Below are 23,426 nucleotides of genomic sequence, written 5' to 3' on the forward strand. Positions count from 1 at the left end.
GCTGACAAGGAGACCGCTTTTGGTTGCTTTCGGCAATCCTGTGGACACAGCCATCATCGGTGCCGGTGTCGTCGGCTGTGCCATGGCGCGCCGTTTTTGCCTGGAAGGTGCCAGTGTCGTCGTTCTCGAGCGGGCGCCCGATATCCTATCTGGCGCATCGAAAGCCAACAGCGCCATCCTGCACACCGGTTTCGATGCGCCGCCCGGCAGCGTCGAGCTGCAATGCATGCAGGCGGGTTACGCTGAATACATGCAGATCCGCGAGGATTTCAACCTTCCGATCCTCGACACCGGTGCGATGGTTGCTGCCTGGAGTGACAGCGAGGAGGCCCGGCTTCCCGAACTGCTGGAGCAGGCGCTCCTCAACGGAGTTGCCGACGCCCGGCTTCTCAGCCGCGCCGAGGTAGTCGCCCGCGAACCGGCTTTGGGGGCACATGTGCGGGCGGCACTTCTCGTCCCGCGCGAGGTCATCATCGATCCATGGTCGGCGCCACTCGCCTATGCGATGCAGGCCAAGGCATTGGGCGCGGGGTTTCACTTCAATGCCGGGCTGTTGTCGGCCCGTTTCGATGGCGATCTGTGGCATCTTCAAACGCCCATTGGCACGCTGACTGCCCGCAGCGTCATCAACGCTGCAGGTATTCACGGCGATAGCGTCGAACGCATGCTAATCGGCGGCTCGCAGTTTGAGATTCGTCCGCGAAAAGGTCAGTTCGTCGTCTTCGACAAGGCTGCCGCCACACATCTCCGAACGATCCTGCTGCCGGTGCCGACGGCCCGCACCAAGGGTGTGGTGCTCACACGAACGATCTTCGGCAACCTGCTGGTCGGACCGACGGCGGAGGAACAGGAAGAGCGCGATCGCCCCGATGTCACCTGTCCGGAACTCGATATGCTGATCGCCAAGGCCGTCGAACTGGTACCGGCATTGGCGCAGGCCCAGGTGACGGCCGTTTATGCCGGCTTGCGACCGGCCTCCGAGGAGAAACACTATCGTCTGCACAGCCTTCCGGAAAAGGGCTATTTCTGCGCCGGCGGCATACGCTCCACCGGGCTGACTGCGGCGCTCGGGATTGCCCGCCATGTCCATGGATTATGGGCGCAGGACCGAACTGCCGGCGGCAAACCGATCACGGCGCCGCCGATCTTCCCGTTGCCTAATCTGGCCGAGCACCTGCCGCGTGACTGGCAGGTGCCCGGGCATGGCGGCATCGTCTGTCATTGCGAAATGGTGACCGGGCGGGAGATCGAGGCCGCGCTGAGCAGCCCCCTGCCGCCCGGCGATTTTGGCGGGCTGCGGCGACGCACGCGCTGTGCCATGGGGCGTTGTCAGGGGTTCAACTGTCTAGCCCGTCTGAACAGCCTCACCGAAGGCCGGCTGTCGGTGCCGATCGCACCGGAGGCCGACCGATGAGCGCGGCTTCTTACGACGTTGCGATCGTCGGCGGTGGTCCGGCCGGGCTTTCCGCTGCCATCGAGTTGAGAGCCCGTGGCGTGGCGAAGGTCGCGCTCTTCGAGCGTGGAGACGAGGCCGGCGGCATCCCCCGACACTGCGGCCATCCACTTTTCGGCATGCGCGAGTTCGGACGCATCCTGACAGGACCTGCCTATGCGCGCCGCCTCGTGGCCGCAGCACTGGCTGCTGGAGTCACCGTCCTGCCGAAACATACGGTCGTCCATACCGGCCCCGGCGGCCGGCTGACAGTCGCGAGCCCCAACGGCATCGAGACGATCCAGGCAGCCCGCATCCTGATCGCCACCGGTGCCCGCGAGGCCACCCGGGCGCAGTTGCTGGTGCCCGGCCTGCGGCCGCTGGGTGTGATGAATACGGCAGCGCTTCAGGCCTTCGTCTACCAGGGAGGGCGTGTGCCGTTTCGACGTCCGCTCATCGTCGGCAGCGAACTGGTGTCATTGTCGGCCATCCTCACCTGTCGAAGCCATGGCATCCGCCCCATCGCCATGGTGGAGAGTGAACTTGACGTCCAGGCCCGGCGGGCATTCTTTGCCTTGCCCCGTCTGCTTCGCGTGCCCGTCATGACAGGCGCGCAAATCCTTGCCATCGAAGGTCGTCCGCGGGTGACCTCTGTGCGGTTGCGGCTGGCCGACGGCACGGAGACGCTATTGGCGTGCGATGGCGTGATCTTTTCCGGCCGCTTCGTTCCGGAGTCGGCCCTGGCGGAAGCGAGCGCCCTCGGGCTCGATCCGGCAACCGGTGGCCCGGAAATCGACCAGCATGGTCGAGGCTCCGATCCCGGCATATTTTTCGCCGGCAACATGGTTCACCCAATCGAGACGGCAGGTCATTGCTGGGCCGAGGGCCGCCGCGTTGCCGGGCTGATTGCCGCAGAACTTGCGGATCGGGCAAAATCCGAACCGAAAGAGGCGCCGGGCCGACGCGTCATTGCCGGTGCCGGGCTGAAGTACGTGGTCCCGCAACGCCTGACGACCGAAGGCACGGGCACCGCACCAGTTTTGAATGCGCGCGCGCTCGGGGCTGCCAACGGGCATTTGATCCTGTCGAATGGCAGCGGCACGATCCTGCGATCACAAAGCATCAACGCCGCACCGCAGAAACCAATCCGGTTTTCCCTGGCTGGGCTGGACCTTGCTGGCGAGAGCAGCGATCTTAGGTTGCGACTGGAGCCGAAGGCATGAGCATTTTCCTGGCACTCGATCAGGGTACCACATCAACGCGCGCCCTCAAGGTCGCAGCAGACGGTACGGCCAGCATCGTCTTTTCCGCGGCGCATGCGCAGCATTTCGCCGGTACGGATCGGGTCGAACACGAGCCTGAGGAACTGCTCGCCAATCTGCGCGCGGCGCTCTCCGCCGCGGGCGAAGTCACCGCGATTGGTCTGTCCAATCAGGGTGAAAGCTGCCTTGCCTGGGATGCGATCGATGGAAGACCGCTCTCGCCCGTGATCGTCTGGCAGGACCGCCGGACGGCGGCGCAGGTCGCCGCCCTTTCCCCTGTGCAAGCCGAGATCATGGCGCTCTCCGGCCTTCCGCTCAGCCCCTATTTTTCCGCCGCAAAACTGGCCTGGCTCTTGGAGAACAATGACGACGTCAAGGATGCGCGGCGTGCCGGCAGATTGATGCTCGGCACCACGGATGCGTTTTTCCTGCAGCGGCTTACCGGACGCGCGGCAACCGACATCACCACCGCCTCGCGCACGTCCCTGATGAACATCGCAACCGGCGAGTGGGACAGCAGGCTCTGCCAAATTTTCGGCGTTCCGATCGAATGCCTGCCCCCCATTCTGCCGACCGTCGGCGAATTTGGAGACATTGACGGCACGCCGCTGACGGCATCGGTGGTGGATCAGCAGGCGGCCCTTTACGGTCATGGCTGCCGGGTCGCAGGTGACACCAAGATTACCTTCGGCACGGGCGCCTTCGCACTGTCGCTCACCGGCCCGAACCGGCGACCGGCTGGCCAGAACGGCCTGCTGCGACCGTTGCCTGGTCGATCCGTGGCGAAACCAGTTATGCGACAGACGGTGGCGTCCATGCCGCTGGCGCGGCCATCAACTGGGCCCAGAGAATAGGGCTTCTGAACGAACCGACCGAACTCAATGCCTTTGCAGCGGGCCCGGCCATCGACCGCGGCCTGGCCTTCGTGCCGGCGCTGTCAGGACTCGGAAGCCCGCATTGGGATGACAGCGCCGCCGGGCTTTTCATCGGCATGACGGGGGCAACGACCCGCCAGGACATGCAGCAGGCGCTGATCGAAGGCATTGCGTTGCGAGCCAGCGAAATCGTCGTGGCCATGGCGTCAGATGCGCCGATCACACGGATATCGGTGGATGGCGGCGTCAGCCGTTCCCGTTATCTGTGCCAGTTTCTTGCCGACACGACGGGGTGCACGGTGGTCATCCCCAGTGTCGACGAACTGACCGCCTACGGCACCGCCCAGCTTGCCGCCTGCGCGCTGGTCGAAACGTTGGAGACCCCGCAGCCTTCGCAAACCATGACCCCCAACCCGTGTGACGGGGCAGCGCGGCTCGCGCGGTTCGCGCAAGCGGTGGATCGGTCCAAAGACTGGCACACGCCAGCCGTCGGATAGCCCTCTGGAGATGGCAACCCGGTTGATGGAATTGCCTCGTCCGGGCTGAAAACCTGTCATCCCCTGCCGCTGCAAGCTCCGCACGCCGTGGCCGCGTCAGACATGCTGGCCGCCATTGATGTGGATTTCCGCGCCATTGATGTAGGCGGATGTTTCGCTGCAGAGAAAGTGGATTGTCTCGGCCACTTCCCGCGGCGTGCCGAGCCTTTTCATCGGCACGCTGGCTTCCACCAGAAGGTCCGTGCCCTCCGACAGGATCGCGGTGTCAATTTCACCTGGTGCGATGGCATTGGCACGAACGCCATGCGGGCCGAACTCATGGGCGATTTCCCGCGTCAGGGCCGCAAGGCCCGCCTTCGAGGCCGCATAGGCAACGCCAGCAAACGGGTGCACCCGCGAGCCGGCAATCGACGTGACGTTGACGATCGATCCTTTCGCAGCCTCCAGTTCGGGCAGAAGCGCCCGCGCGAGCAGGGCGATGGAAACGAGATTGACATTCAGCACCGTCGTCCAGGTGGCGGCGTCGGAACCGATGACGCCGAGGCGGGCGCCACCTTCACCTTTGGGCGAAATGCCCGCATTGTTGACCAGTGCATGCAGCCCCGCGCCATCCAGTCGCTCGCGAACGTCGGCCGCCAGCTTGTCGATCTGCGTCAGGTCGGCGAGATCTGCCTGGATATGGCTTTCACGGGCCGAGGGCCAGAGGCACTCCTCCGAAAAAGGTTGGCGTGACACGGTGAGGACACGCCAGCCTTTTTCCAGGAACAGCTTGACCGTTGCATGTCCGATGCCACGGCTTGCACCCGTCAGAAGGATAGAGGGTTGTGTCATGGATCATCTCCTTGGGATGGGGCAGTCGACCCTGTCCAGGCAATGGTACGATCGCTCAGGGTCAACGGATTTTCTGTCGTGCGGTTTAATCCGCATCAATTCTGGGCAGGCTTTGCCGGCGCCTTGTCCGGCCAGAACCGAACGCCTGGACGGGCCAGTCCGCCACCGAGGGCTGCCACGGTTCCATCGGCGCGCCAGCAGGCCGCACCGGTCATCGTGTCGCCAAAGGCAATGGCGTTCATGCCACCGCCGATATGCGGCATGACACGAACCTCGTGACCGAGTTCCTCAAGCTTTTCCTGCTGCGGTGCATAGGCCTGCTCGATTTCCACTTCCTGGCCTTGCGTCCAGATCCGTGGCGCTTCGACCGCTTCCTGCAGCCTCATCCCGTGGTCGATCAGGTTGACGATCGCCTGCATGGCGGAGGGGAATATCCTGAGGCCCCCGGGCAGGCCGAGTGCGAACACCGGTGTGCCATGCTGCATCAGGATCATCGGCGCCATCGATGTTGGCACGCGCTTGCCGGGCACGACGGAGAGGGCGTTGCCCGGATGCGGATCGAAATTGCTCATATAGTTGTTGGGGATGATGCCGGTACCAGGCACCGCCAGGCGTGCGCCGAACAGTCCGTTGATTGTGTGGGTGGCGCTGACGACATTGCCGTCGCGATCGGCAACGGTGATATGCGTGGTGTCCTGGCTCTCATAGCCCGGTGCATAGGCGGCCGGCAGGCTTGCCGCCTGGCGGATCTGGGACCGGCATTCGGCGGCATAGGCCTTCGAGGTCAGCCGCTCGACCGGCACGTCGACAAATGCCGGGTCGCCGGAATGCGCGCGGCGATCCGCAAAGGCAATGCGGATCACCTCGACGAGAAGATGGAGGGAGGCAACGCTGCCGAAACCCATGCCGGCAACGTCATAGGCTTCCAGCATGTTCAGCATCTGGGTGACATGGACGCCGGACGAGGCCGGCGGCGGCGGTCCGGCAATCTCGAAGCCACGGTAGCTGCCGATGATCGGCTGGCGCTCGATCGGTCGATAGGCGCGCAGGTCGGCTTCGGTAACCCAGCCGGCATCATCGCCGCCCGTCTTCATTCTTGCGGCGAGTGCTGCGCCGAGCACGCCACCATGCAGGGCGGCGGCGCCTTCGCGCTGGATCAGCCGCAGGCTTTCGGCGTAATCGCCCATCAGGAGGCGGTCGCCCGGAGCGGGTGCCGCGCCGTCGGGCATGAGGATCTTGGCGATCTCCGCGTCCTGCGAAAGCTCGCTGGCGGCTTCGCCAATCGCTCCGGAAAGGTAGTGGGTAACGGCAAAACCGCGTGAAGCCAGCCTGATCGCCGGTTCTACGACGTCGGCAAAGGGCAGCTTGCCGTAGCGCGCCTGCATGTCGCACCAGCCCGCCAGGTTGCCGGGAACGGCAACGGAGGAGGCGCCGATGATGTTGCGGCGCCCCTTGGCATCCATGTAGCGGGCCGGCTCGTCCGAGACCGGTTCGTAGATTTCGGGGTGCATGGTCGCGGCGGCCGAAGACAGCGCGTCGATTACCACATGCGGGCCGCCAGCCATGCGGATATGCGAAAGGCCGCCGCCGGCAATGCCGACCATCATCGGTTCCACCACGGTCAGCGCCAGAAGCGACGCGACCGCGGCATCGACCGCATTGCCACCGGCCGCCAACATCTCGAAACCTGCCGCCGAGCCAAGGGGATGGTTAGTGACCACCATTCCGCCAGCACCACTGGCCGGGGATTTTTCGCAGGTGAATGGCAGGCGGGGAGCGGTCATGTCTGTTCTCAATTCGGTAGGTATGGCCGGCGCAGGAGACTAGCCGGTGAAGATACTCCGGCTAGAAAGCATGGTTCAGATCAGATTGGCCAGAACTTTGGCCGTGGCACCCGACAGATCGCCGAGCTTGACGCCGGTTTCGCGAACACTGGCCTCGCGCGACTTGCCGCGAATCTGGATGTCGATGGCCTTCTGTGCCTCCGAGGCCACTTCCTCCGGTGGCAGCACGATGACGCCGCTCTCGTCGGCCAAAACGGCATAACCCGGCATGACGACGGTGTTGCCGACCGATACCGGAACATTGATCGCTCCGCCGAGATCGTAGATGCGCGTGGTAATCGGCGAAGTGCCGCGGCACCACATCGGGAAATCCGACTGGACGATTTCTTCAAGGTCCGTGCAGGGTCCGTCGACCACCGCCCCGACGGCGCCCGCGGCCTTGGCACCGACCGTCACCCCGCCGCCCCAGCAAGCGTACCGGTCATCGTGCAGCCGGTCGACGATGACGAAATCGCCCGGCCGGATGAGGCTGAGGATATGGTGCAGCAGCGTGGAGTCCGGCCCGGGGATGGCGATGGTGACGGCGGTGCCGACAACGCGGCGGCCCGGGATCAGCGGCTGGATCTGCCGGTGCAGGAAGCCGAAATGCCGCCAGTGGCCGAGCGTCGCGGTTTCGACCTGCGCCAGCAGGTCCAGGTCCTGCTTGGCGATCTGTGCCGGCATTGGGTTGATTTTGTAAGCCATTTTCGGATCCAATCTGGGGTGTGGAAGTTAGCGGCCAAAGGCCTTGGCGAAACCGACGCTGCGTTCGACGACGAGGACGATGGCAAGCGAAAGGGCGATCATCAAAACCGCTAGCACGGCCACCATCGGATCGGTGCGCTCGTCCACATAACGGTAGAGCGCGACCGGCAGCGTCTGCAGCCGCGGCCCGACGATGAACAGCGACAGCACGATCTCGTCGAAAGACAGGATGAGCGCGATGGCGCTGGAGGCGATCACACCGGGTGTCAGCCGCGGCAGGGTGATCTGCATGAAGACCTGCAGAGGCCGGGCGCCGAGCGTCATCGCCGCCTCGTCGACATCTGTGCCGAGATTGCTTAGGGACGTCTGCAGGATGCGGATGCTGAAGGGCAGCGTCATCACCAGATGCGCCAGCACCAGGCCGGGATAGGTTGCCACCAGTCCGGCCGGTGTGAACACCATCAGGATGCCGAGACCCAGCATCATCGCCGGCAAAACGAGCGGCGCGATGACCAGGCTGCGGATCAGGGCCCGGCCGGGAAAGTCCAGACGCACCAGCGCATAGGCGGCCGGTAGCCCAAGGGCGAGGCTGAGCGCCGCAACGATGACTGCGATGATGGCGCTGTTGCGGAAGCCCTGCATGAAGCTAGTATTGCCGAGCACCGTTCCATACCACTTCAGGCTCCAGCCCGAAGGCGGGAAGGACAGGTAGCTATCTGCGCTGAAGGAGATGACGAGGATGATCGCCATCGGCATGAAGACGATGCAGAAGACCAGCGTGACATAGGTGCGAGAGATGAAGGAGAGGAATTTCGTCATGTCTATGTCCTCCGGGTCAGCAGTCGCAGCACGAGGCCGGTCAATCCCATGGCGAGGACGAAAAACGCCAGCATAAGGAAGGACAAAGCCGCCGCCGTCGGCCAGTCGAGCGAAACGAGGGCAAGGTCATAAACCTCGGTTGCCAGCAGAAACACACGGCCGCCGCCCAGCAGGGACGGTGTGATGAAAGACGAGACGCACAGCACGAAGCCGATCGTCAGCCCGGCAAGGATGGCCGGCAAGCTGAGTGGCAGCGTGACGTGCCAGAAGACCTTCTGGGGCGGTGCGCCGAGCGACATGGCGGCATCGTCGAGGCGTCTGTCGAGTTTGCCGAGTCCCGCCGCGATGGTGAGAAACATGTAGGGCATGATGCTTTCCGACAGGCCGATGATCACACCCGAGTAATTATTGACCATCCGCAGCGGCTCGCTGATAAGTCCCATCACCCGCAGCAGGTGATTGACGGGGCCGGCATCTCCCAAGGTCACCAGCCAGCCGAACGACCGCACCACAGCCGAGATCAGCAGCGGCGAGGCAGCCAGCACGGTCAGCGGCGTGCGCCAGCGCGACGTCATCCGCGACAGCGAAAGGGCCATCGGATAGGCCAGGAGCAGTGCGACCACGGAGCAGGTGATCGACAGCTGCAGTGTCCGGCCGAGCAGATCCAGATAGTAGCTGTCCTGGAGGATGCCGATATAGGTCTGCAGGCTGATGGCCTTGGTAATGGCGCCGTAGTCGGAAATGTTCAGCGACATGCGGAACAGCCACAGGATGGGGCCAATGAAGGAAATCGTCAGCACGAGCAGCACCGGTGCGAGAAGCAGCCAGGGTGTCATTCTCGTGCTGGTTCCGGGAACGGTGAAGCGGTTCATGCGGCAAAGATCCGCATGTCGGTGGTGCGCCAGGTGAGTGCGACGTCTGCACCCGGTTGTGCGAGTTGGGCTTCCTCGCTGCCGGGCCGAAGTTCGGCCACCAGCTTCTGGCCACCGGCGAGCTCAAGCTCAACCTCGATCACGCTGCCGACGAACACGCTGCGGTTGACGCGTGCCGTCAGGCCATCGCCATCCGGCCTGGAAAGCTGAATGGCATGTGGCCGGACCATGGCGGCCAATTTGGCGCCATCACCAGCATCTGCAGGCAATTCCTGGAGGTCCGGCGCGGGCAGCGCCTGTCCTTCGTGATCGAGGCGCGGCCCACCCGTTCCGAGACTTAGGGTCGCCGGCACGCTGTTGGCGCGGCCGATGAACCCGGCGACGAAGGGCGTTGCAGGTTTGTCGTAGATCTCGACCGGAGTTCCGATCTGTTCCAGCTTGCCGCCATTCATCACCGCGATCCGGTCGCACATGGTCAGTGCTTCCTGCTGGTCGTGGGTGACGAACAATGTGGTGATGCCGGTGCGGGACTGGATGTCTCGGATCTCGAAGCGCATTTCGTCGCGCAGGCGGGCGTCGAGGTTCGACAACGGTTCGTCGAGCAGCAGGATTTCCGGCTCGATGACGATGGCGCGGGCAATCGCGACGCGCTGTTGCTGGCCTCCCGACAACTCGGCCGGGCGGCGATTGCCAAATCCTTCAAGCCGTACCGCACGCAGTGCCTCGGCAACCCGGGCTGCACTTTCCTCCTTGCCGACCTTGCGCAGCCGCAGGCCAAAGGCGACGTTCTGCGCCACCGTCATGTGTGGAAACAGCGCATAGGACTGGAACACCAGGCCGAGATTGCGCTCCCACGGGGGGCGAGACACGATGTCCTCGCCGCCCATGATGATCTGTCCGGACGTCGGTGCCAGAAGCCCGGCAACCATCCGCAGCGTGGTGGACTTGCCACAGCCGGACGGACCCAAAAGCCCGATGAATTCGCCCTTGGCGATATCGAAGGACAAGGTGTCGACGGCCGGGCGTTCGCCGCCATAGTCAAAGGTCAGCTTGTCGATGCGGATATGGGCGGGCGTTGAGGCGAGGGACATGGGTTCGTCCTGCTGTTTCACTTGCCGGCCGAGATGATCTGGCGCTTCCAGAGCTGGTTCCATTCATCCGATTTTGTGGCGGCCCAAGCCCAGTCGAGCGGCAGTGTCTTGTCGAGCTGGCCGGCAACCGTACGGGCCCTGGCCTCGGGGCTGACCTTTGCCTTGGCATTCACCGGCGCGTAGAACATCGCTTCCGTAAAGGCTGCCTGTGCTTCCGGCGATAGCGCATAATCGATGAAGGCCTTTGCCGCGACCGGGTTCTTGGCGCCCTTTACAAGATTGATGGTGTTGATCTGCAGGATAGTGCCTTCCTTCGGCAGCATCACGCCCAGCTTGCCCTTCGATTCGTCGGCATAATACTGGCTGCGGGCATTCCAGCCGGTCCCCAGCACATCGGTTCCGTTGATGACCAGGGTGTAGGCGTCGGGCTTGGGGTCGAAGGTCTGCACGCCGGGCGCCATCTCGGCAAGCTTGGCGACGGACTGTTTGACTGACTTGGTATAGTCTTCACCCAGCATGGCAGACGTCATCACCATCAGGCCGGAGCCGAGGATGGAGGGCATCGAGGTGACGGCCATCTTTCCGGCATAGGCCTTGTCCCAGAGAACCTCGAGCGAGGTCGGCGCCGTTGGGAAGGCTTCCTTGTTGTAGATGACCACCAGATTGTCGAAGGTGACGGCCGGGCCATAACCTTCCTTGACGATGGCCTGCGGCAGCAGGTCGGCAAGGTTGGGGACGTCGGTCTTGGTCAAGGGTGCCAGCAGGCCTTCCTTGTCGCCGATCAGCGACGTGGAAACGTCGAAGATCACCACGTCGGTCTGCGGGTCACCGGCCTGCGAACGCAGGTTTCCCAGCATTGCTGAGGAGGCGCCGGCAGGAAAATAGTTGACCTTCACATCGGGGTATTTCGCCAAAAAGGGCTTGATCACCGCTTCGTTGTATTTGTCCTGAAAGATCCCCGAATAGGCGGTGAGGGTGATCTCCCCTGAGACATCGGCTGAGTGGGCCGGAGCTGTGGTGCTGATCAGCGCGGCGAAGACGACGGAGGCAAGAAGGCGGGTGATCATCGGCACATTCTCCTGTCGGGTGAAGCGGCCCGGTTTGTCGAGGCGGCTGCCAGCATGGCAGGCAGCACGGTGAAATGTGAATCTGCTGGAGCCTTCTCCGCGACGGTTGGTCCTATCCCGGCAAAGCTGGAGGGCTTATCGAACGATCCACTGCCCCTGATGCAACGATCTGCGGCCACCGTTGTCCAATCGAAATTTCTTGTGTCTTGCATCAGAAAAATTTTGGATGAAAAACAGGCAGTTATTTAATCCGATTGCCGCACTAAAAGACTGGATTGTGATGATTATTTGAACAAAAAAGCCCTTCGGTCACGCAGTGGCAACCGAAGGGATGAGAGTAGTCCCCAAGAAAAATCTATGGGCTAGTAGCCGCGTTTTGCGTCCGCGAGATCGGCGACTGTCCCGGTTTCCTGGAAGGTCCGGATGTTCTTCGCGACAATTTTGCTACCTGTCGGAGCGTCGATCAGCGAGGCGACATGCGGCGTGACGGTGATCTTCGGATTGGTCCAGAACGGATGCGTTTTGGGAAGCGGCTCGACATGGAAGACATCGAGTGTCGCACTGCTGATCTGGCCCGAATTCAGGGCGTCGACAAGGTCGCTGTCGACCAGGTGCGGACCCCGTGCCGCGTTGACGATGCTGGCGCCGCGCTTCAAGCGATTAAACGTGTCGACATTGAGAATGCCGCGTGTACTTTCGGTCAGGGGCAACAGGCAGACAAGGATTTCCGTGCCTTCCAGAAACGCCCCAAATCCTTCGCTGCCGGAAAAGCACTGGATGCCGGGCAGATCCTTCGGGGATCGTGACCAGCCGCGCACTTCGAAGCCGATCTGTTTCAAAAGATCGGCCGCGGCGGCACCAAGATTGCCCAGTCCCATCACGCCGACGCGGCGCTGAGGGGCGGGTGGCACGACGATCTGCTCCCAGAGCTGGCGGGCCTGGTTGGCCTGGATGGCCGGCAGTTCGCGGTGGTGGCGCAGGACGTGGAGGGCGACATACTCCTTCATCCGCTGCGTCAGATCGGTGCCGACGGTGCGAATGATCGGCACGTGTATCGGCAATTGCTCATCTGCCAGGACGTGGTCGATGCCGGCCCCCAGCGAGACGATCGCCTTCAGGTTTCGGAACGGTTTCATGGAGCCGGTCGCCGGCCGCCAGAGCACCGAATAGGTGACGGCATCGGGATCAGGCACTTGGTCTATCGGGTAGACATTCCAGTCCGGCATCAGATCGCGCAGCATCTGGCACCACCATTCCGTCTTGTCTGCGGCTGGTAGCGAAACGACAATGTTCATGGAGCATCCTCATTGGCTTATGCCTCCCATTCACTGCAGGACGGGCGTGCGGGTCAAAGCAAAAATTCCTGTCGCTCTCATAGAATTTTTTTATGGAGTTTTTCGGTTGGTTTCCGTTAGGTTCAAGTCATGAATTTTAAACAGCTTGAAGCCTTCTACTGGCTCACGCGTCTCAAGAGCTATCAACGCGTTGCCGATCATATCGGTCTGACGCAACCGGCTGTATCGGCGCGCATATCAGGGCTCGAGGATAGTTTGGGCATTCCTCTTATTGATCGTGCCCAATCCGATTTCACTCTGACTGAGCAAGGGCATGAGGTCGCCGAATATGCCGAGACCTTTCTCAATCTCAGTGAGACGTTGACGAGCCGTCTGAAGTCGAAGCAAAAACGACGTTATACGATCGGCGTTGTTTCCATGGTCACCCAGACGTGGGCCGTTACCCTGCGCCACAAGATTGCTGCCCTTCCGGATCCCCCGCTGGTCGATTTCTATTCGGGCGCCAATCTCGATCTGCGACCGATGGTCAAGTCTGGCGCGCTGGACATGGCGTTCGTTACCGGAGAGGCCGGGTTGCCGCAAATCGAGGATAGCTTCTCGGTCCAGTATCATGTCGGTTGGGTGGCTAGGCCGGACGTGGTCGGCGAGATCAAGCGCCCGCTGACACCGGATGAATTGCGTGAGTTGCCTCTGGTCCTTTACCCGCATACATCGCCCCTGTTCGGCCCTGTCGCCGACCTGATAGAAGAGACGAAACGACGCCCCAATTCTCGCCACACCGGCAATTCGCTCGCCACCATCTGTGAGATGGTCAGGGCCGGCTACGGCGCCTCGGCAATGCCGTTGGTGTCGCTAGAGCCGGAAATTGCCACCGGAATGCTGGTCGAGATCCCGACCACCGTTCAGCTTGCCCCTCTCGATATCCGCTGCGTCCATCAAAACAGAGCGCGCAAGGCGCAGACGGAGCAAATATTCCAGCTGGCCCGACAGGCTGCCGAGGAATGGGTCGCGGCCCATCCGCGTTATGTCAGCTTTCGCAAGACCTGAGTTTCCAGAAGATCGCACCACAACCCCGGTCATGGCACGGATTTTTTTTGGAGTGCGGCACCAACTGGTGCCGCACTCCAGACAGCAAGTCATCAGGCGGCATAGCGCTTGGAAACGTGATCGCGTATGAAGCCGGAGCCGATTTTGACCAAGCGCTCGGTCAGCGCCGCGCCGGTTTCGGCTGAACAAAATACCGGATCGCCGCCCCATACGCCATGCGGCGCTGTTTCCATGGCCTCGATCGGTGCCTGCAGACGAGCGCCAGCGTATTTCAGCGCGGCAAAGCCCGCCACATCCACACCCATCGCTTTCTGGTCCTTCGGCGGCGACTGTGCCAGGTCCATGCGCAGGATATCGGGGTAATAATGTAAGCCGACCGATGTCAGCGGATCCCCGCCATGGCCGGAGGACTTTGCAGCCGCTACCGGGCCGAGGATCTCTTTCAGTATTTCATAGCTGATCTGCCACAGATACATCGAAGCCACGAACATGCCGTTGGTCTGGCGCCATTTCAGGGAGACGTCATTGATCGCTCCGACATTGCCGCCATGACCGTTGATGACCAACAGCTTGGTCAATCCGTGACGGGCCAGACTGGCAAACATGTCGTCCAGCAAGGCAACAAGCGTTGATTGGCTGACCGCTATGCCCCCATGTGAGGAGCCGAAATAATCGGCGCCGCCGAACGGGATGACAGGCGCGATGAAGGTTGGGATGCCTTCGGCACGTGCGGCGCGGGCTATGTCGAGTGCGACGGCTTCGGCGGCGAGATAGTCGCCCATCGGCGCATGGGTTCCCTGGTCTTCCAGCGATCCCATTGGCAGGAGGATGACGGCATCGTCGTTGAGAAACTGGCGGGCTTCTTCGCTGGTCAGTTCAGCGATCTTGATCTTTTCAGTCAGCATGGTGATTTCCTTACAGTATGTCGGTTCTGAGACAGGCCGACTGGTGTTGATCGCCAACCGTTTGCAACGGCGGGACGGTCTCGGCACAGGCGGGCTGGGCATAGGGACAGCGGCTGCGGAAGATGCAGCCGGAGGGCAGGACGAGCGGCGAGGGGATCTCGCCGGTCAGCCGGATGCGGCGGTTCTCGCGGTGCAGGCTTGGTTCGGCCGAAACAAGCGCCGCCGTATAAGGATGTTTGGGTGAAAAATGGACCTGATCGGCAGGACCGACCTCCATGACGCGGCCGAGATAAAGCACCATCACCCGGTCGGAAATGTAGCGCACCACCGAAAGATCGTGGCTGATGAACATGAGCGATACACCGGTCTTGGCACGCAGGTCGGCCAGAAGGTTCAGCACCTGCGCCTGGATGGAGACGTCCAGCGCCGACACGGCTTCGTCGCAGACAATGAAGCTCGGCTCGACGGCAAGCGCGCGGGCAATGCCGATGCGTTGCCGCTGCCCGCCAGAAAATTCGTGCGGGCGGCGGTCGAGGAAGCTCGGATCCAGGCCGACCAGCGTGACGAGTTCGATCAGGCGCGGCACCCGGGCAGCACCCTTGTGCAAGCCGTGTGCGTCGAGCGCCTCCGACAGCACCGCCCGGATGGTCTTGCGAGGGTCGAGGCTGGCATAAGGGTCCTGGAAGATGATCTGCATCTGCTTGCGCAGGCTGCGCATCCGGACAGGCGAAATGCTGTTCAGGTCCTGTCCGTCGAAACGCATCACGTCGCTTTGCGACTCGATCAGCCGCAGGATCGCGCGGCCGATCGTGCTTTTCCCGGAGCCGCTTTCGCCGACGAGGCCGAGCACTTCGCCCGGTGCGACGCTGAAGCTGACATCATGCAGCACCTTGAGTGATCGCTTGGAAAAAAGACCACTGCGTCCGATCGAATAGCTCTTCTTCAGATTGCGGACGTCGAGAAGGGGTGCGGCTGTCATGCGGCCTCCGTCTGGTGGTTCATCACGCCCGCCGGTGCTTCCGGCGCCCGCAGGCAGCGCACGGCGCGTTCGCCGTCTGCGCTCGGATAAAGGGCCGGCCGGATGTGGGCGCAGGCCGGCAACGCGATTGGACAGCGGTCACGGAACGTGCAGCCCGAGGGGCGGGCAGATGGTAGCGGTGGCGTGCCTGAAATTGCTGGAAGCCGGTCACCACGGGCCGAGTTCAGCTCTTCATGCGAGGACGGCATGCTTTCGATCAGGGCACGTGTATAGGGGTGGTGCGGATCGCGCAGGATTTGCGCGGCGGGACCCTCCTCCACGATCAGGCCCGAATACATCACCGCCACGCGGTCGGCGATATCTCCAACGACACCGAGATTGTGGCTGATGAACAGCAGGCTGAGCCCGTTCCCCTGATCCTGCCGCAGGGTTTGCAGCAGTTCGATGATCTCCGCCTGGATCGTCACGTCGAGCGCGGTGGTCGGCTCGTCTGCGATCAGCAGGCGCGGTTCGCAGCTCAGCGCCATTCCGATCATGACGCGCTGGCGCATGCCACCCGACATCTGGTCGGGGTAGCTGTCGATCCGCCGCTCGGCGTCGTTCATGCCCACGCGCTTCAGGAGCGCGATTGCATGGGCGCGGGCGTCGGACTTCGACATCGGCCGATGCGCGGTGATGGCCTCGATCAGCTGGTCGCTGATCTTGTGGATCGGATTGAGCGAGGTCATCGGCTCTTGGAATATCATGGCGATGTCGTTGCCGCGGATGTCCTCGAGCCTGCGGGCATCGAGAAAGCCGAGGTCAACAACCTCGTCAGACTTGCGTCGCAGCTGCAGCGTGCCGCCTACCTGCCGGATAGCGCCAGGCAGGAGGCCCATCAGCGCCAGAGACGAGAGCGATTTTCCCGATCCGCTTTCGCCGACAAGTGCCGTGCACTGGTTGGCACGCAAAGTAAGCGAAACGTCCTCGATAACGGCAGGTGTTCCGAAATGCGCAGTCTCGAGCCGAAGGTTGTTGATGACGGCAACCACGTCCGGGTCTTTGATGGTCGGCGCATTTGCCCGCGACTTCGGCTTGGAAACCTCATCCATGCTGCTGCTGGAAGCGCCTTTCGGGTCCAGTGTGTCGCGCAGGCGGTCGCAAAAGAAGTTGATGGCATAAATCGTCAGCACCAGAGCGGCGCAGGGGATCATGATGCCGAGCGGATCCTGGTTCATGAACTGACGCGCACCGCGGATCATCTGACCCCAGGAGGGGGCCGGCGGCACCACGCCGAGGCCGAGGAAGGACAGGCCGCTTTCGATTGTGATCGCGGCTGCTGCCGTCAGCGAATACTGAACCGACAGGGGGCCGGCGATGTTCGGCAGAACGGTTCCAAGAACGATGCGGTACGAAGGCGTGCCAAGCGCGCGGGACGCTTCGACGAAATCAAGGGAGGTAACCCGCAGTGCCTCGGAAAAGGTAATGCGCGCAAAGGTCGGAAAATACAGGACCGAGAGCACGGCAACCAGCGTGACGCTGCCCGGTCCGAACAGGGTGACGACGAGCAGCGCCAGAAGGATGGGCGGGAAACAGAGCACGATGTCGGATAACCGGCTCGTCACGAATTCCGAGGGTCCACGGAAATAGGCGCCGACCAGACCAAAAAAGGTACCGATGATGCAGGCAATGGTGGTCGCCACAAAAGCGACAGTCAGCGATACCTGGCCGCCGTACAGCACGCGGGCCAGCCGATCGCGGCCGAATTCGTCCCGACCCAGCCAATGCTCCAGGTCAGGGGCGGCGAGCCGATAGCGAACAGCGATCTTGACTGGATCGTCGGCAGTGATCAGCGGGGCGGCAAAGGGAATGATGATCAAGGCTGCCAGAAACAGGCTGGGCAGGATCATGCGCTTGGGAAAATTTCGGACTGACATCATTGCAGGCGGATCCTCGGATCAAGCAGCGAGGACAGGATATCGATCACGAGATTGATACCGATGAAGATGGCCGCGACGGTCAGAATTACGGCGCGGACCGTCGGGTAATCGCGTTGTTCGACCGCGGAAACCAGCAGGCCACTAAGGCCGGGCCAGTTGTAGATGAACTCGACAAGGACGGTAGAGCCGAGAAGGATGCCGAGTTGCAGGCCGACGACGGTGATGATCGGTCCGAGCGCATTGTAGAGGATGTGTCGGCGAACCACCCGCTTGCGGCGAAGTCCCTTGGCCACGGCGGTGCGCACCCAGTCGTGCCCCCGCATTTCCAGCACGCTCGCCCGGGTCATGCGAAACACGATCGTCGCCAGGTGCAGGCCGACGGTCAATGCGGGCAGAACCAGCATCTGAAGATGCTGCATCGGATTGGCCGCGAAGGCGACATAACCGCCGGCCGGCAGCCAGCCCAGGACCTGTGCGAAGAAAAAGATGAATAGCGTGCCGAGCACGAAGCCCGGAATCGAGGTCAGAAGCGCATTGATGGCGGAGGCGGCAATGTCGAATTTTCCGCCTGCCCGCAATCCGGCCGCCGTGCCCGCGGGAATGGCCAGCAACAGCGCGAAAATCGTGCCGGCGATGATGATTTCGAGCGTGCGCGGAAGGCGCAGGGCGATGACCGAGGAAATCGAGCCGTTGTCGACAATCGACGTCCCGAAATCCAGCCGCGCAGTATTGTAAAGGAAGGTCACGTATTGCGTGAGGACCGGCTTGTCGAGGCCCATATTGACCCGCAGATTGGCGATGGCTTCTGCGGAAGCGGAACCGCCGCCGGTCGACAGCAGCAGTTCGGCCGGGTCACCCGGTACGATGATGAGAAGCGAAAAGATGATCGTGCCGATGACCAGCAGCATGGCAGCAGCTGCTGCCATGCGACGAGAAATGAAGGCCAGCATGCAGCGCTCCTTATGCGAATTTCGTCTCGTCGAGCGCGTAACCCGATGAACCGCTGAGGAAGCCCGGCAACTGCTCGAACCCTTCGACCGACTGCTTCATGGCATAGGCCTGGATGCGCCAGTTCAGTGGAACCTGCGGTACCTCCTCGTAATAGGCGACGACCAGCTGTTGGTAGATGGCTTTGCGCTTGTCCGGATCGACCTCGTTGCGGCCCTGTTCCAGCAGGCCGTCTATGCGCGCACTTTTGAAACCGAAGGATTGCAGATAGGACGGATTGCCGGAATAGAGCAGAGACCAGAGTGCATCGGGGTCGTTGTAATTGCCCGACGTCCCGTGGACTGCGATGTCATATTTGCCTTCCTTGCCGGCCGTCACGCGGGTGCCCCAGTCGGGCAGATCGAGCGTCGCATTGATGCCGATGGCGCCGAGATAGGCCTGGACGACGGAGGCGGTGTCCTGGTGCATGCCGTAGGTGGCCGTTGCCAGTAGCCGGCATTCGAAGCCGTTTGCATATCCCGCCTCGGCAAGCAGCGCCTTGGCTTTCTCGACATCGTATTTCCATTCATGGGCCGGATCGGCGAGATCAAATTTGGAGCCGCGTGGGTTCGGGAAACCAAACAGCGGTTCGCCTCGTCCGGCAAAGGCAGCATCGACCACATCCTGGCGTTCGATTGCGTAGCCAACCGCCTGACGCACCTTGGGATTGGCAAATGGGCCGCTGGTAACGTTGAACAGCAGGAACATGAATGGTCCCAGCGTGGCCTTCATCTTCAGCGTCTTGGATGCCTCGACCGTGTCGAACTGCGTCCAGGGAAGATATTCGATCAGGTCGACGTCACCGGCTTCCAGTGCTGCATAACGCAGGTTTTCGTCGGCATAGGCGACGAAGCGGATGCCCTCGACCCGCGGCTGGTCGGCCATGTAGAAGTCTTTGAAGCGCGCAACTTCGATATATACGTTCTTTTCGCTGCCCTTCAACGTAAAGGGGCCGGCGCCGATCGTCTCTCTGTCGGTGCTTTTCTTCGAAACTACCGGGCAGCAATAGCTGGCCAACAGGTCAAGGAAAATGGCGCTCGGCGCTTTCAGGTTGATCTTGACCGTTTTGTCGTCGACCGCCTCGACAGCAGAAATGATCTTGAGATCGCTTTTCAGAAAGGCTGTGGAGCCATTCTTGGTGATCTCGTTCAGCGAGAAGGCAACGTCCGCCGAAGTCACCGGGCTGCCGTCGTGAAAGACGGCGTTCGAGCGCAGCTTGAAAACGACAGTGGTTGGGTCGGTCCATGAGAAGCTTTCGGCCAGTTCGGTCACCAGCTTGCCGCTCGCGTCGTAACCCATCAATCCGCGGTACAGCATCAGCTTGACGGTGTTGGCAGCGCCCCCGGTATTATCGAAGGGCTTGATGGTCGGCGGGAAGGTCGAGAGGCCGAACTTCAACACGGAGGGCGGTGTCTGGGCAAGCGTGCCGTGCGGCAAGGTCATCGCGACAATGCCAGCGCCGAGGCTGATCAGTACACCGCGTCTGGTGGGGGACAGGCAGTCGGAAGGTGTCACAGATACCTCGGGTTTGTTGGAGGGAAAATGCGGCTTCGGTTGTTCCATCAGTCCAGCGTCGAAGCCGTCTGGTGTCCAATCGAAAAAATTTTGGTGGAATATAGATTTCTTTGCCGGCCACCATCAGACGGGTTTGCCTGATAATTTACCAATTGATTCTAATGCACAAATCGTAATCAGATCGCGCGCCCTAGCAAACAAGAATGCGAACATTATTTTCCGCGATCCCTATTCTGATGGGCCAATCGGTGCAGTTACTTCTCCGGTGCGGCTACCGATACGGAAGGTCTCAAGGCGGCGCGTTGGTCAAAACACCCGCGCTTAGGCCGTTCCCATTCCCGGTTTGGCGGAGGAGGGGGATATTGCAATCAGCCGTAACCGACAGGGTGAGAACTGGCCCGTTCTTTGCTTCGCACATGCCATGAAGACTTTGAAAAACCAGCGCCAGCAATCGGTCACGGATGTCACATGGCGGCGCCTGTTCGGTGCCTTGAACAAGGACGGGCAGGCTCTCAACCTGCAGATCCGCCGCATGATCGTCAATGCCATCGAGACTGGTGTGCTCAGTCGCAATACGCGATTGCCATCGACGCGACAGCTCGCGGCCCTTCTGGGCATTGCCCGCAACACGGTCACGACGGCCTACCAGTTGCTGACCGACGAAGGTTTTCTGATCTCGAAGGAGCGCAGCGGCATTTTCGTGGCGGCCGGCGGAGCGGCACCGATGGTCAACCAGCCGCCGTCGGGTTCGTTCGGCCAGTGGCAGGCACGGTTTGCTATCCGGCCTTCCGCACAACGGCAGATCTGCAAGCCGCGGGACTGGTTGGATTATCCCTATCCCTTCCTGTTCGGGCAATATGACCCGGCACTCTTTCCGACCAACAACTGGCGCGAAGCCGTGCGCGCTGCGTCCAGTGTCAGGGAGATCCAGGGCTGGGCGGGAGACATGATCGATGATGACGACCCGGATCTGGTCGAACAATTGCGCAGCCAGGTCCTTCCGCGTCGCGGCATCTTTGCCGGTGCTGGCGAGATCATCGTGACGATCGGCTCGCAGCAGGCCCTGTCGATGCTCGTGCAGCTGCTGGTCAGCCGCCGCACTGCGGCCGGCATCGAGGATCCGGGTTACCCGGATGTGCGCAACATGGTGAGCCTCGCGACATCGAACATCGTCTGCCTTAACCTCGACCGCCAGGGCGTGATCCCGGATGCGGATTTTGCGCGCAGCAACGTCGCCTTCCTGACCGTCAGCCACCAATGCCCGACCACGTCGGTGATGCCGCTCGAACGCCGCAAAATGTTGCTGCAGGCGGCGCGTGTCGATGATGTCCTGATTGTGGAAGACGATTACGAGGCCGATCTTTCGATTGAAAGCGATGGTGACATCCCCTCGCTCAAGAGCCTGGATAGCGATGGTCGGGTCATCTATGTCGGCAGCTTTTCCAAGGTGCTCGCGCCGGGATTGCGGGTGGGCTACATCGTTGCGCCGCGCCCGGTCATTGACGAGCTGCGCGTGCTGCGCCGCCTGATGCTGCGCCATCCGCCCACCAACAACCAGCGTGCGCTCGCAAACTTCATCGCGCTCGGTCACTACCGCCAGCACCTCAACCGCACCGGAACCGTGATGCTGGAAAGGGCGCGGATCATCTCCGAATGCCTTCCGCATCTGCTGCCATCCTGCACGGTGACGCGCGGCGAGGGAGCGACAAGCTTCTGGATCGAGGGACCGAAGGGTTTTGACGCCCGCCGCATGATGGAGGCAGCCCAGCAGGCGGGCATCCTGGTCGAAGCGGGCGACATTTTCTTCAGCGATCCGGCGCACGGCCGCCGCCTCTTCCGGCTCGGCTTCGGTTCGATTTCGGCAAACCGCATCGAGGCGGGTCTGTCGCGCCTGGCGCCATTCGTTGAGCCGTCCCGACCAACCGTCGCGCCATCGGCGTCACGTCGAGCGGTCGCCTCCCTCCATCCGGCCTTGAGTGCTCCCTGACGCCGTGGGTCCAGAACGGACATTCGATGGTGCCAGAGCGGGTTGCGCCATCACTCGGCTGCGGGGCCGTGCTATGCGGACATTCCACGTTCAAGGAGATGCCCCATGAATTCGGCGATATTGCCCAACGATATCCAGGCCGTGATCGAAGCCGACCGCGCCCATGTCTGGCACCATTTGACCCAGCACAAGACCTTCGAGACGGCCGATCCGCGCATTTTCGTCGAGGGACGCGGCATGCGGGTCTGGGATGCGACCGGACGTGAATATCTGGATGCGCTTTCCGGCGGCGTGTGGACAGTCAATGTCGGCTTTGGCCGGGAAAGCATTGCCGACGCGGTCCGCGATCAGCTGGTCAAGCTCAACTATTTCGCCAATTCCGCTGGCTCCGTCGCCGGCGCGCTTTTTGCGCAAAAGCTGATCGAAAAGATGCCGGGCATGAGCCGCGTCTATTATTCGAATTCAGGATCGGAGGCCAATGAGAAGGTCTTCAAGATGGTGCGGCAGATTTCGCATCGTCATCATGGCGGCCAGAAATACAAGATCCTCTACCGCGAACGCGATTACCACGGCACCACGCTCGGCACGCTGGCGGCTGGCGGCCAGCCGGAACGGCGCGAACAGTACGGACCGCTGCCCGAGGGTTTCGTCGAGGTGCCGCATTGCCTCGAATACCGCGGCCAGTATGGTGACATCGACAACTACGGCGAGCGTGCCGCCGACGCCATCGAAGAGGTCATCCTGCGGGAGGGGCCGCAGACGATCGGCGCGCTCTGCCTCGAACCCGTCACAGCCGGCGGCGGCGTCATCGTTCCACCCGACGGCTATTGGCCCCGGGTCCACGAAATCTGCCGGAAATACGACATTCTCCTCCATATCGACGAGGTTGTCTGCGGGATCGGCCGCACCGGGAAATGGTTCGGTTACCAGCATTTCGGCGTCGAACCTGATTTCGTGACCATGGCAAAAGGCGTCGCCTCCGGTTATGCGGCGATTTCCTGCACCGTCACCCATGAAAAGGTTTTCGACCTCTTCAAGGACGACCCATCGGACCCGATGTCCTATTTCCGCGACATCTCGACGTTTGGCGGCTGTGTTGCCGGGCCGGTTGCTGCGCTGGAAAACATGCGCATCATCGAAGAGGAAGAGCTGTTGGAAAACACCACCCGCATGGGTGAACGCATGCGCGCCAACCTGCGGGAGCTGCAAGAATGCCACGCGGTAATCGGCGATGTCCGGGGTCTGGGTCTTTTCTGCGGTGCGGAACTGGTCAGCGACCGGCAGTCGAAGACACCCGTCGAGGAAAAACAGGTTCAGGCAGTCATCGGTGCCTGCTTGAGCGATGGCGTCATTATCGGCGCGACCAATAGGTCGCTGCCAGGCTTGAACAACACGCTGTGCTTCAGCCCGGCCTTGATCGCGACGGCCGCCGATATCGACGCGATCACATCCACTGTCGATCGGGCGCTGACAAAAGTGTTCGGCTGACAGCTGCGCACGGTTTCCGTTCCAGACAAG

Annotated in this window: 21 protein-coding genes; 8 read left to right on the forward strand and 13 right to left on the reverse strand. The window is 62.0% G+C overall.

Annotation, left to right across the window (positions count from 1 at the left end; translation table 11 throughout):
* Positions 1-19 precede the first annotated feature (19 nt).
* From ACQY1P_RS05000 to ACQY1P_RS05015, 4 genes are read left to right on the forward strand one after another with little or no spacing between them, the layout of a single operon-like run.
* Positions 20-1,414: an NAD(P)/FAD-dependent oxidoreductase gene (locus ACQY1P_RS05000; protein WP_430253252.1), complete on the forward strand. Its 1,395-nt coding sequence runs from the start codon at positions 20-22 to the stop codon at positions 1,412-1,414.
* Positions 1,411-2,655, forward strand: coding sequence for an FAD-dependent oxidoreductase (locus ACQY1P_RS05005; RefSeq protein WP_325265739.1), 1,245 nt, complete (start codon positions 1,411-1,413; stop codon positions 2,653-2,655). Before ACQY1P_RS05000 ends, ACQY1P_RS05005 begins: the two co-directional genes overlap by 4 nt.
* The gene (locus ACQY1P_RS05010) at positions 2,652-3,548 is read left to right on the forward strand and encodes an FGGY family carbohydrate kinase (RefSeq protein WP_430253253.1); all 897 of its coding nucleotides are present in this window, start codon (positions 2,652-2,654) and stop codon (positions 3,546-3,548) included. The genes ACQY1P_RS05005 and ACQY1P_RS05010 overlap by 4 nt, the downstream gene beginning before the upstream one ends.
* A complete protein-coding gene (locus tag ACQY1P_RS05015) occupies positions 3,527-4,066 on the forward strand; it encodes an FGGY-family carbohydrate kinase (RefSeq protein WP_430253929.1) in 540 nt (179 codons plus the stop codon). Before ACQY1P_RS05010 ends, ACQY1P_RS05015 begins: the two co-directional genes overlap by 22 nt.
* 96 nt (positions 4,067-4,162) lie before the next feature.
* Here ACQY1P_RS05015 and ACQY1P_RS05020 read toward each other — a convergent pair whose 3' ends face one another.
* From ACQY1P_RS05020 to ACQY1P_RS05050, 7 genes are all read right to left on the reverse strand, one after another.
* Complete coding sequence (locus ACQY1P_RS05020) at positions 4,163-4,897, reverse strand: SDR family NAD(P)-dependent oxidoreductase (protein ID WP_430253255.1); 735 nt, start codon at positions 4,895-4,897, stop codon at positions 4,163-4,165.
* Positions 4,898-4,992: 95 nt separating this feature from the next.
* A complete protein-coding gene (gene ggt, locus ACQY1P_RS05025; protein WP_430253257.1) occupies positions 4,993-6,681 on the reverse strand; it encodes a gamma-glutamyltransferase in 1,689 nt (562 codons plus the stop codon).
* A 75-nt stretch (positions 6,682-6,756) separates the two neighbouring features.
* Positions 6,757-7,425, reverse strand: a complete 669-nt coding sequence (locus ACQY1P_RS05030; protein ID WP_430253259.1) for an RraA family protein — start codon at positions 7,423-7,425, stop codon at positions 6,757-6,759.
* A 27-nt stretch (positions 7,426-7,452) separates the two neighbouring features.
* Positions 7,453-8,244 carry an ABC transporter permease gene (locus ACQY1P_RS05035; RefSeq protein WP_062463133.1) on the reverse strand — a complete coding sequence of 264 codons (792 nt, stop codon included), beginning with the start codon at positions 8,242-8,244 and terminating at the stop codon, positions 7,453-7,455.
* Positions 8,245-8,246: 2 nt separating this feature from the next.
* On the reverse strand, positions 8,247-9,116 hold the full coding sequence (locus ACQY1P_RS05040; protein WP_174196962.1) for an ABC transporter permease: 870 nt from the start codon (positions 9,114-9,116) through the stop codon (positions 8,247-8,249).
* Entirely contained in the window at positions 9,113-10,207 is a 1,095-nt protein-coding gene (locus ACQY1P_RS05045) for an ABC transporter ATP-binding protein (RefSeq protein WP_082476518.1), read from the reverse strand. Before ACQY1P_RS05045 ends, ACQY1P_RS05040 begins: the two co-directional genes overlap by 4 nt.
* Positions 10,208-10,224: 17 nt before the next feature.
* Positions 10,225-11,274 carry an ABC transporter substrate-binding protein gene (locus ACQY1P_RS05050; RefSeq protein ID WP_062463139.1) on the reverse strand — a complete coding sequence of 350 codons (1,050 nt, stop codon included), beginning with the start codon at positions 11,272-11,274 and terminating at the stop codon, positions 10,225-10,227.
* Positions 11,275-11,328: 54 nt separating this feature from the next.
* On the opposite strand from ACQY1P_RS05050, the gene ACQY1P_RS05055 reads away from it, so the two are divergent.
* Complete coding sequence (locus ACQY1P_RS05055; RefSeq protein ID WP_162728302.1) at positions 11,329-11,523, forward strand: hypothetical protein; 195 nt, start codon at positions 11,329-11,331, stop codon at positions 11,521-11,523.
* Between the two features lie 113 nt (positions 11,524-11,636).
* Here the strand turns inward: ACQY1P_RS05055 and ACQY1P_RS05060 are convergent, their stop codons facing one another.
* Entirely contained in the window at positions 11,637-12,569 is a 933-nt protein-coding gene (locus tag ACQY1P_RS05060) for a 2-hydroxyacid dehydrogenase (RefSeq protein WP_113110416.1), read from the reverse strand.
* 129 nt (positions 12,570-12,698) lie between these two features.
* On the opposite strand from ACQY1P_RS05060, the gene ACQY1P_RS05065 reads away from it, so the two are divergent.
* Entirely contained in the window at positions 12,699-13,616 is a 918-nt protein-coding gene (locus tag ACQY1P_RS05065; RefSeq protein WP_062463145.1) for a LysR family transcriptional regulator, read from the forward strand.
* 92 nt (positions 13,617-13,708) lie between these two features.
* Here the strand turns inward: ACQY1P_RS05065 and ACQY1P_RS05070 are convergent, their stop codons facing one another.
* Genes ACQY1P_RS05070 through ACQY1P_RS05090 form a run of 5 tightly spaced genes read right to left on the reverse strand, consistent with a single transcriptional unit; the run spans position 13,709 to position 19,921 of the window.
* Positions 13,709-14,521: a creatininase family protein gene (locus ACQY1P_RS05070; RefSeq protein ID WP_430253262.1), complete on the reverse strand. Its 813-nt coding sequence runs from the start codon at positions 14,519-14,521 to the stop codon at positions 13,709-13,711.
* Positions 14,522-14,531: 10 nt separating this feature from the next.
* Positions 14,532-15,500: an ABC transporter ATP-binding protein gene (locus ACQY1P_RS05075; protein ID WP_062463151.1), complete on the reverse strand. Its 969-nt coding sequence runs from the start codon at positions 15,498-15,500 to the stop codon at positions 14,532-14,534.
* Positions 15,497-17,419: a dipeptide/oligopeptide/nickel ABC transporter permease/ATP-binding protein gene (locus ACQY1P_RS05080; RefSeq protein WP_325265746.1), complete on the reverse strand. Its 1,923-nt coding sequence runs from the start codon at positions 17,417-17,419 to the stop codon at positions 15,497-15,499. The genes ACQY1P_RS05075 and ACQY1P_RS05080 overlap by 4 nt, the downstream gene beginning before the upstream one ends.
* Positions 17,416-18,369, reverse strand: coding sequence for an ABC transporter permease (locus ACQY1P_RS05085; protein WP_430253264.1), 954 nt, complete (start codon positions 18,367-18,369; stop codon positions 17,416-17,418). Before ACQY1P_RS05085 ends, ACQY1P_RS05080 begins: the two co-directional genes overlap by 4 nt.
* A gap of 10 nt (positions 18,370-18,379) precedes the next feature.
* Positions 18,380-19,921, reverse strand: coding sequence for an ABC transporter substrate-binding protein (locus ACQY1P_RS05090; protein WP_430253266.1), 1,542 nt, complete (start codon positions 19,919-19,921; stop codon positions 18,380-18,382).
* A 421-nt stretch (positions 19,922-20,342) separates the two neighbouring features.
* Between ACQY1P_RS05090 and ACQY1P_RS05095 the strand changes: the two genes are divergently transcribed.
* Both ACQY1P_RS05095 and ACQY1P_RS05100 read left to right on the forward strand, forming a co-directional pair.
* The gene (locus ACQY1P_RS05095; protein WP_430253268.1) at positions 20,343-21,908 is read left to right on the forward strand and encodes a PLP-dependent aminotransferase family protein; all 1,566 of its coding nucleotides are present in this window, start codon (positions 20,343-20,345) and stop codon (positions 21,906-21,908) included.
* A 105-nt stretch (positions 21,909-22,013) separates the two neighbouring features.
* Positions 22,014-23,396: an aspartate aminotransferase family protein gene (locus ACQY1P_RS05100; protein ID WP_430253270.1), complete on the forward strand. Its 1,383-nt coding sequence runs from the start codon at positions 22,014-22,016 to the stop codon at positions 23,394-23,396.
* Positions 23,397-23,426: the final 30 nt, after the last annotated feature.

It is taken from the genome of Neorhizobium sp. DAR64872/K0K18 (assembly GCF_050500175.1).
Lineage (GTDB): Bacteria > Pseudomonadota > Alphaproteobacteria > Rhizobiales > Rhizobiaceae > Neorhizobium > Neorhizobium soli.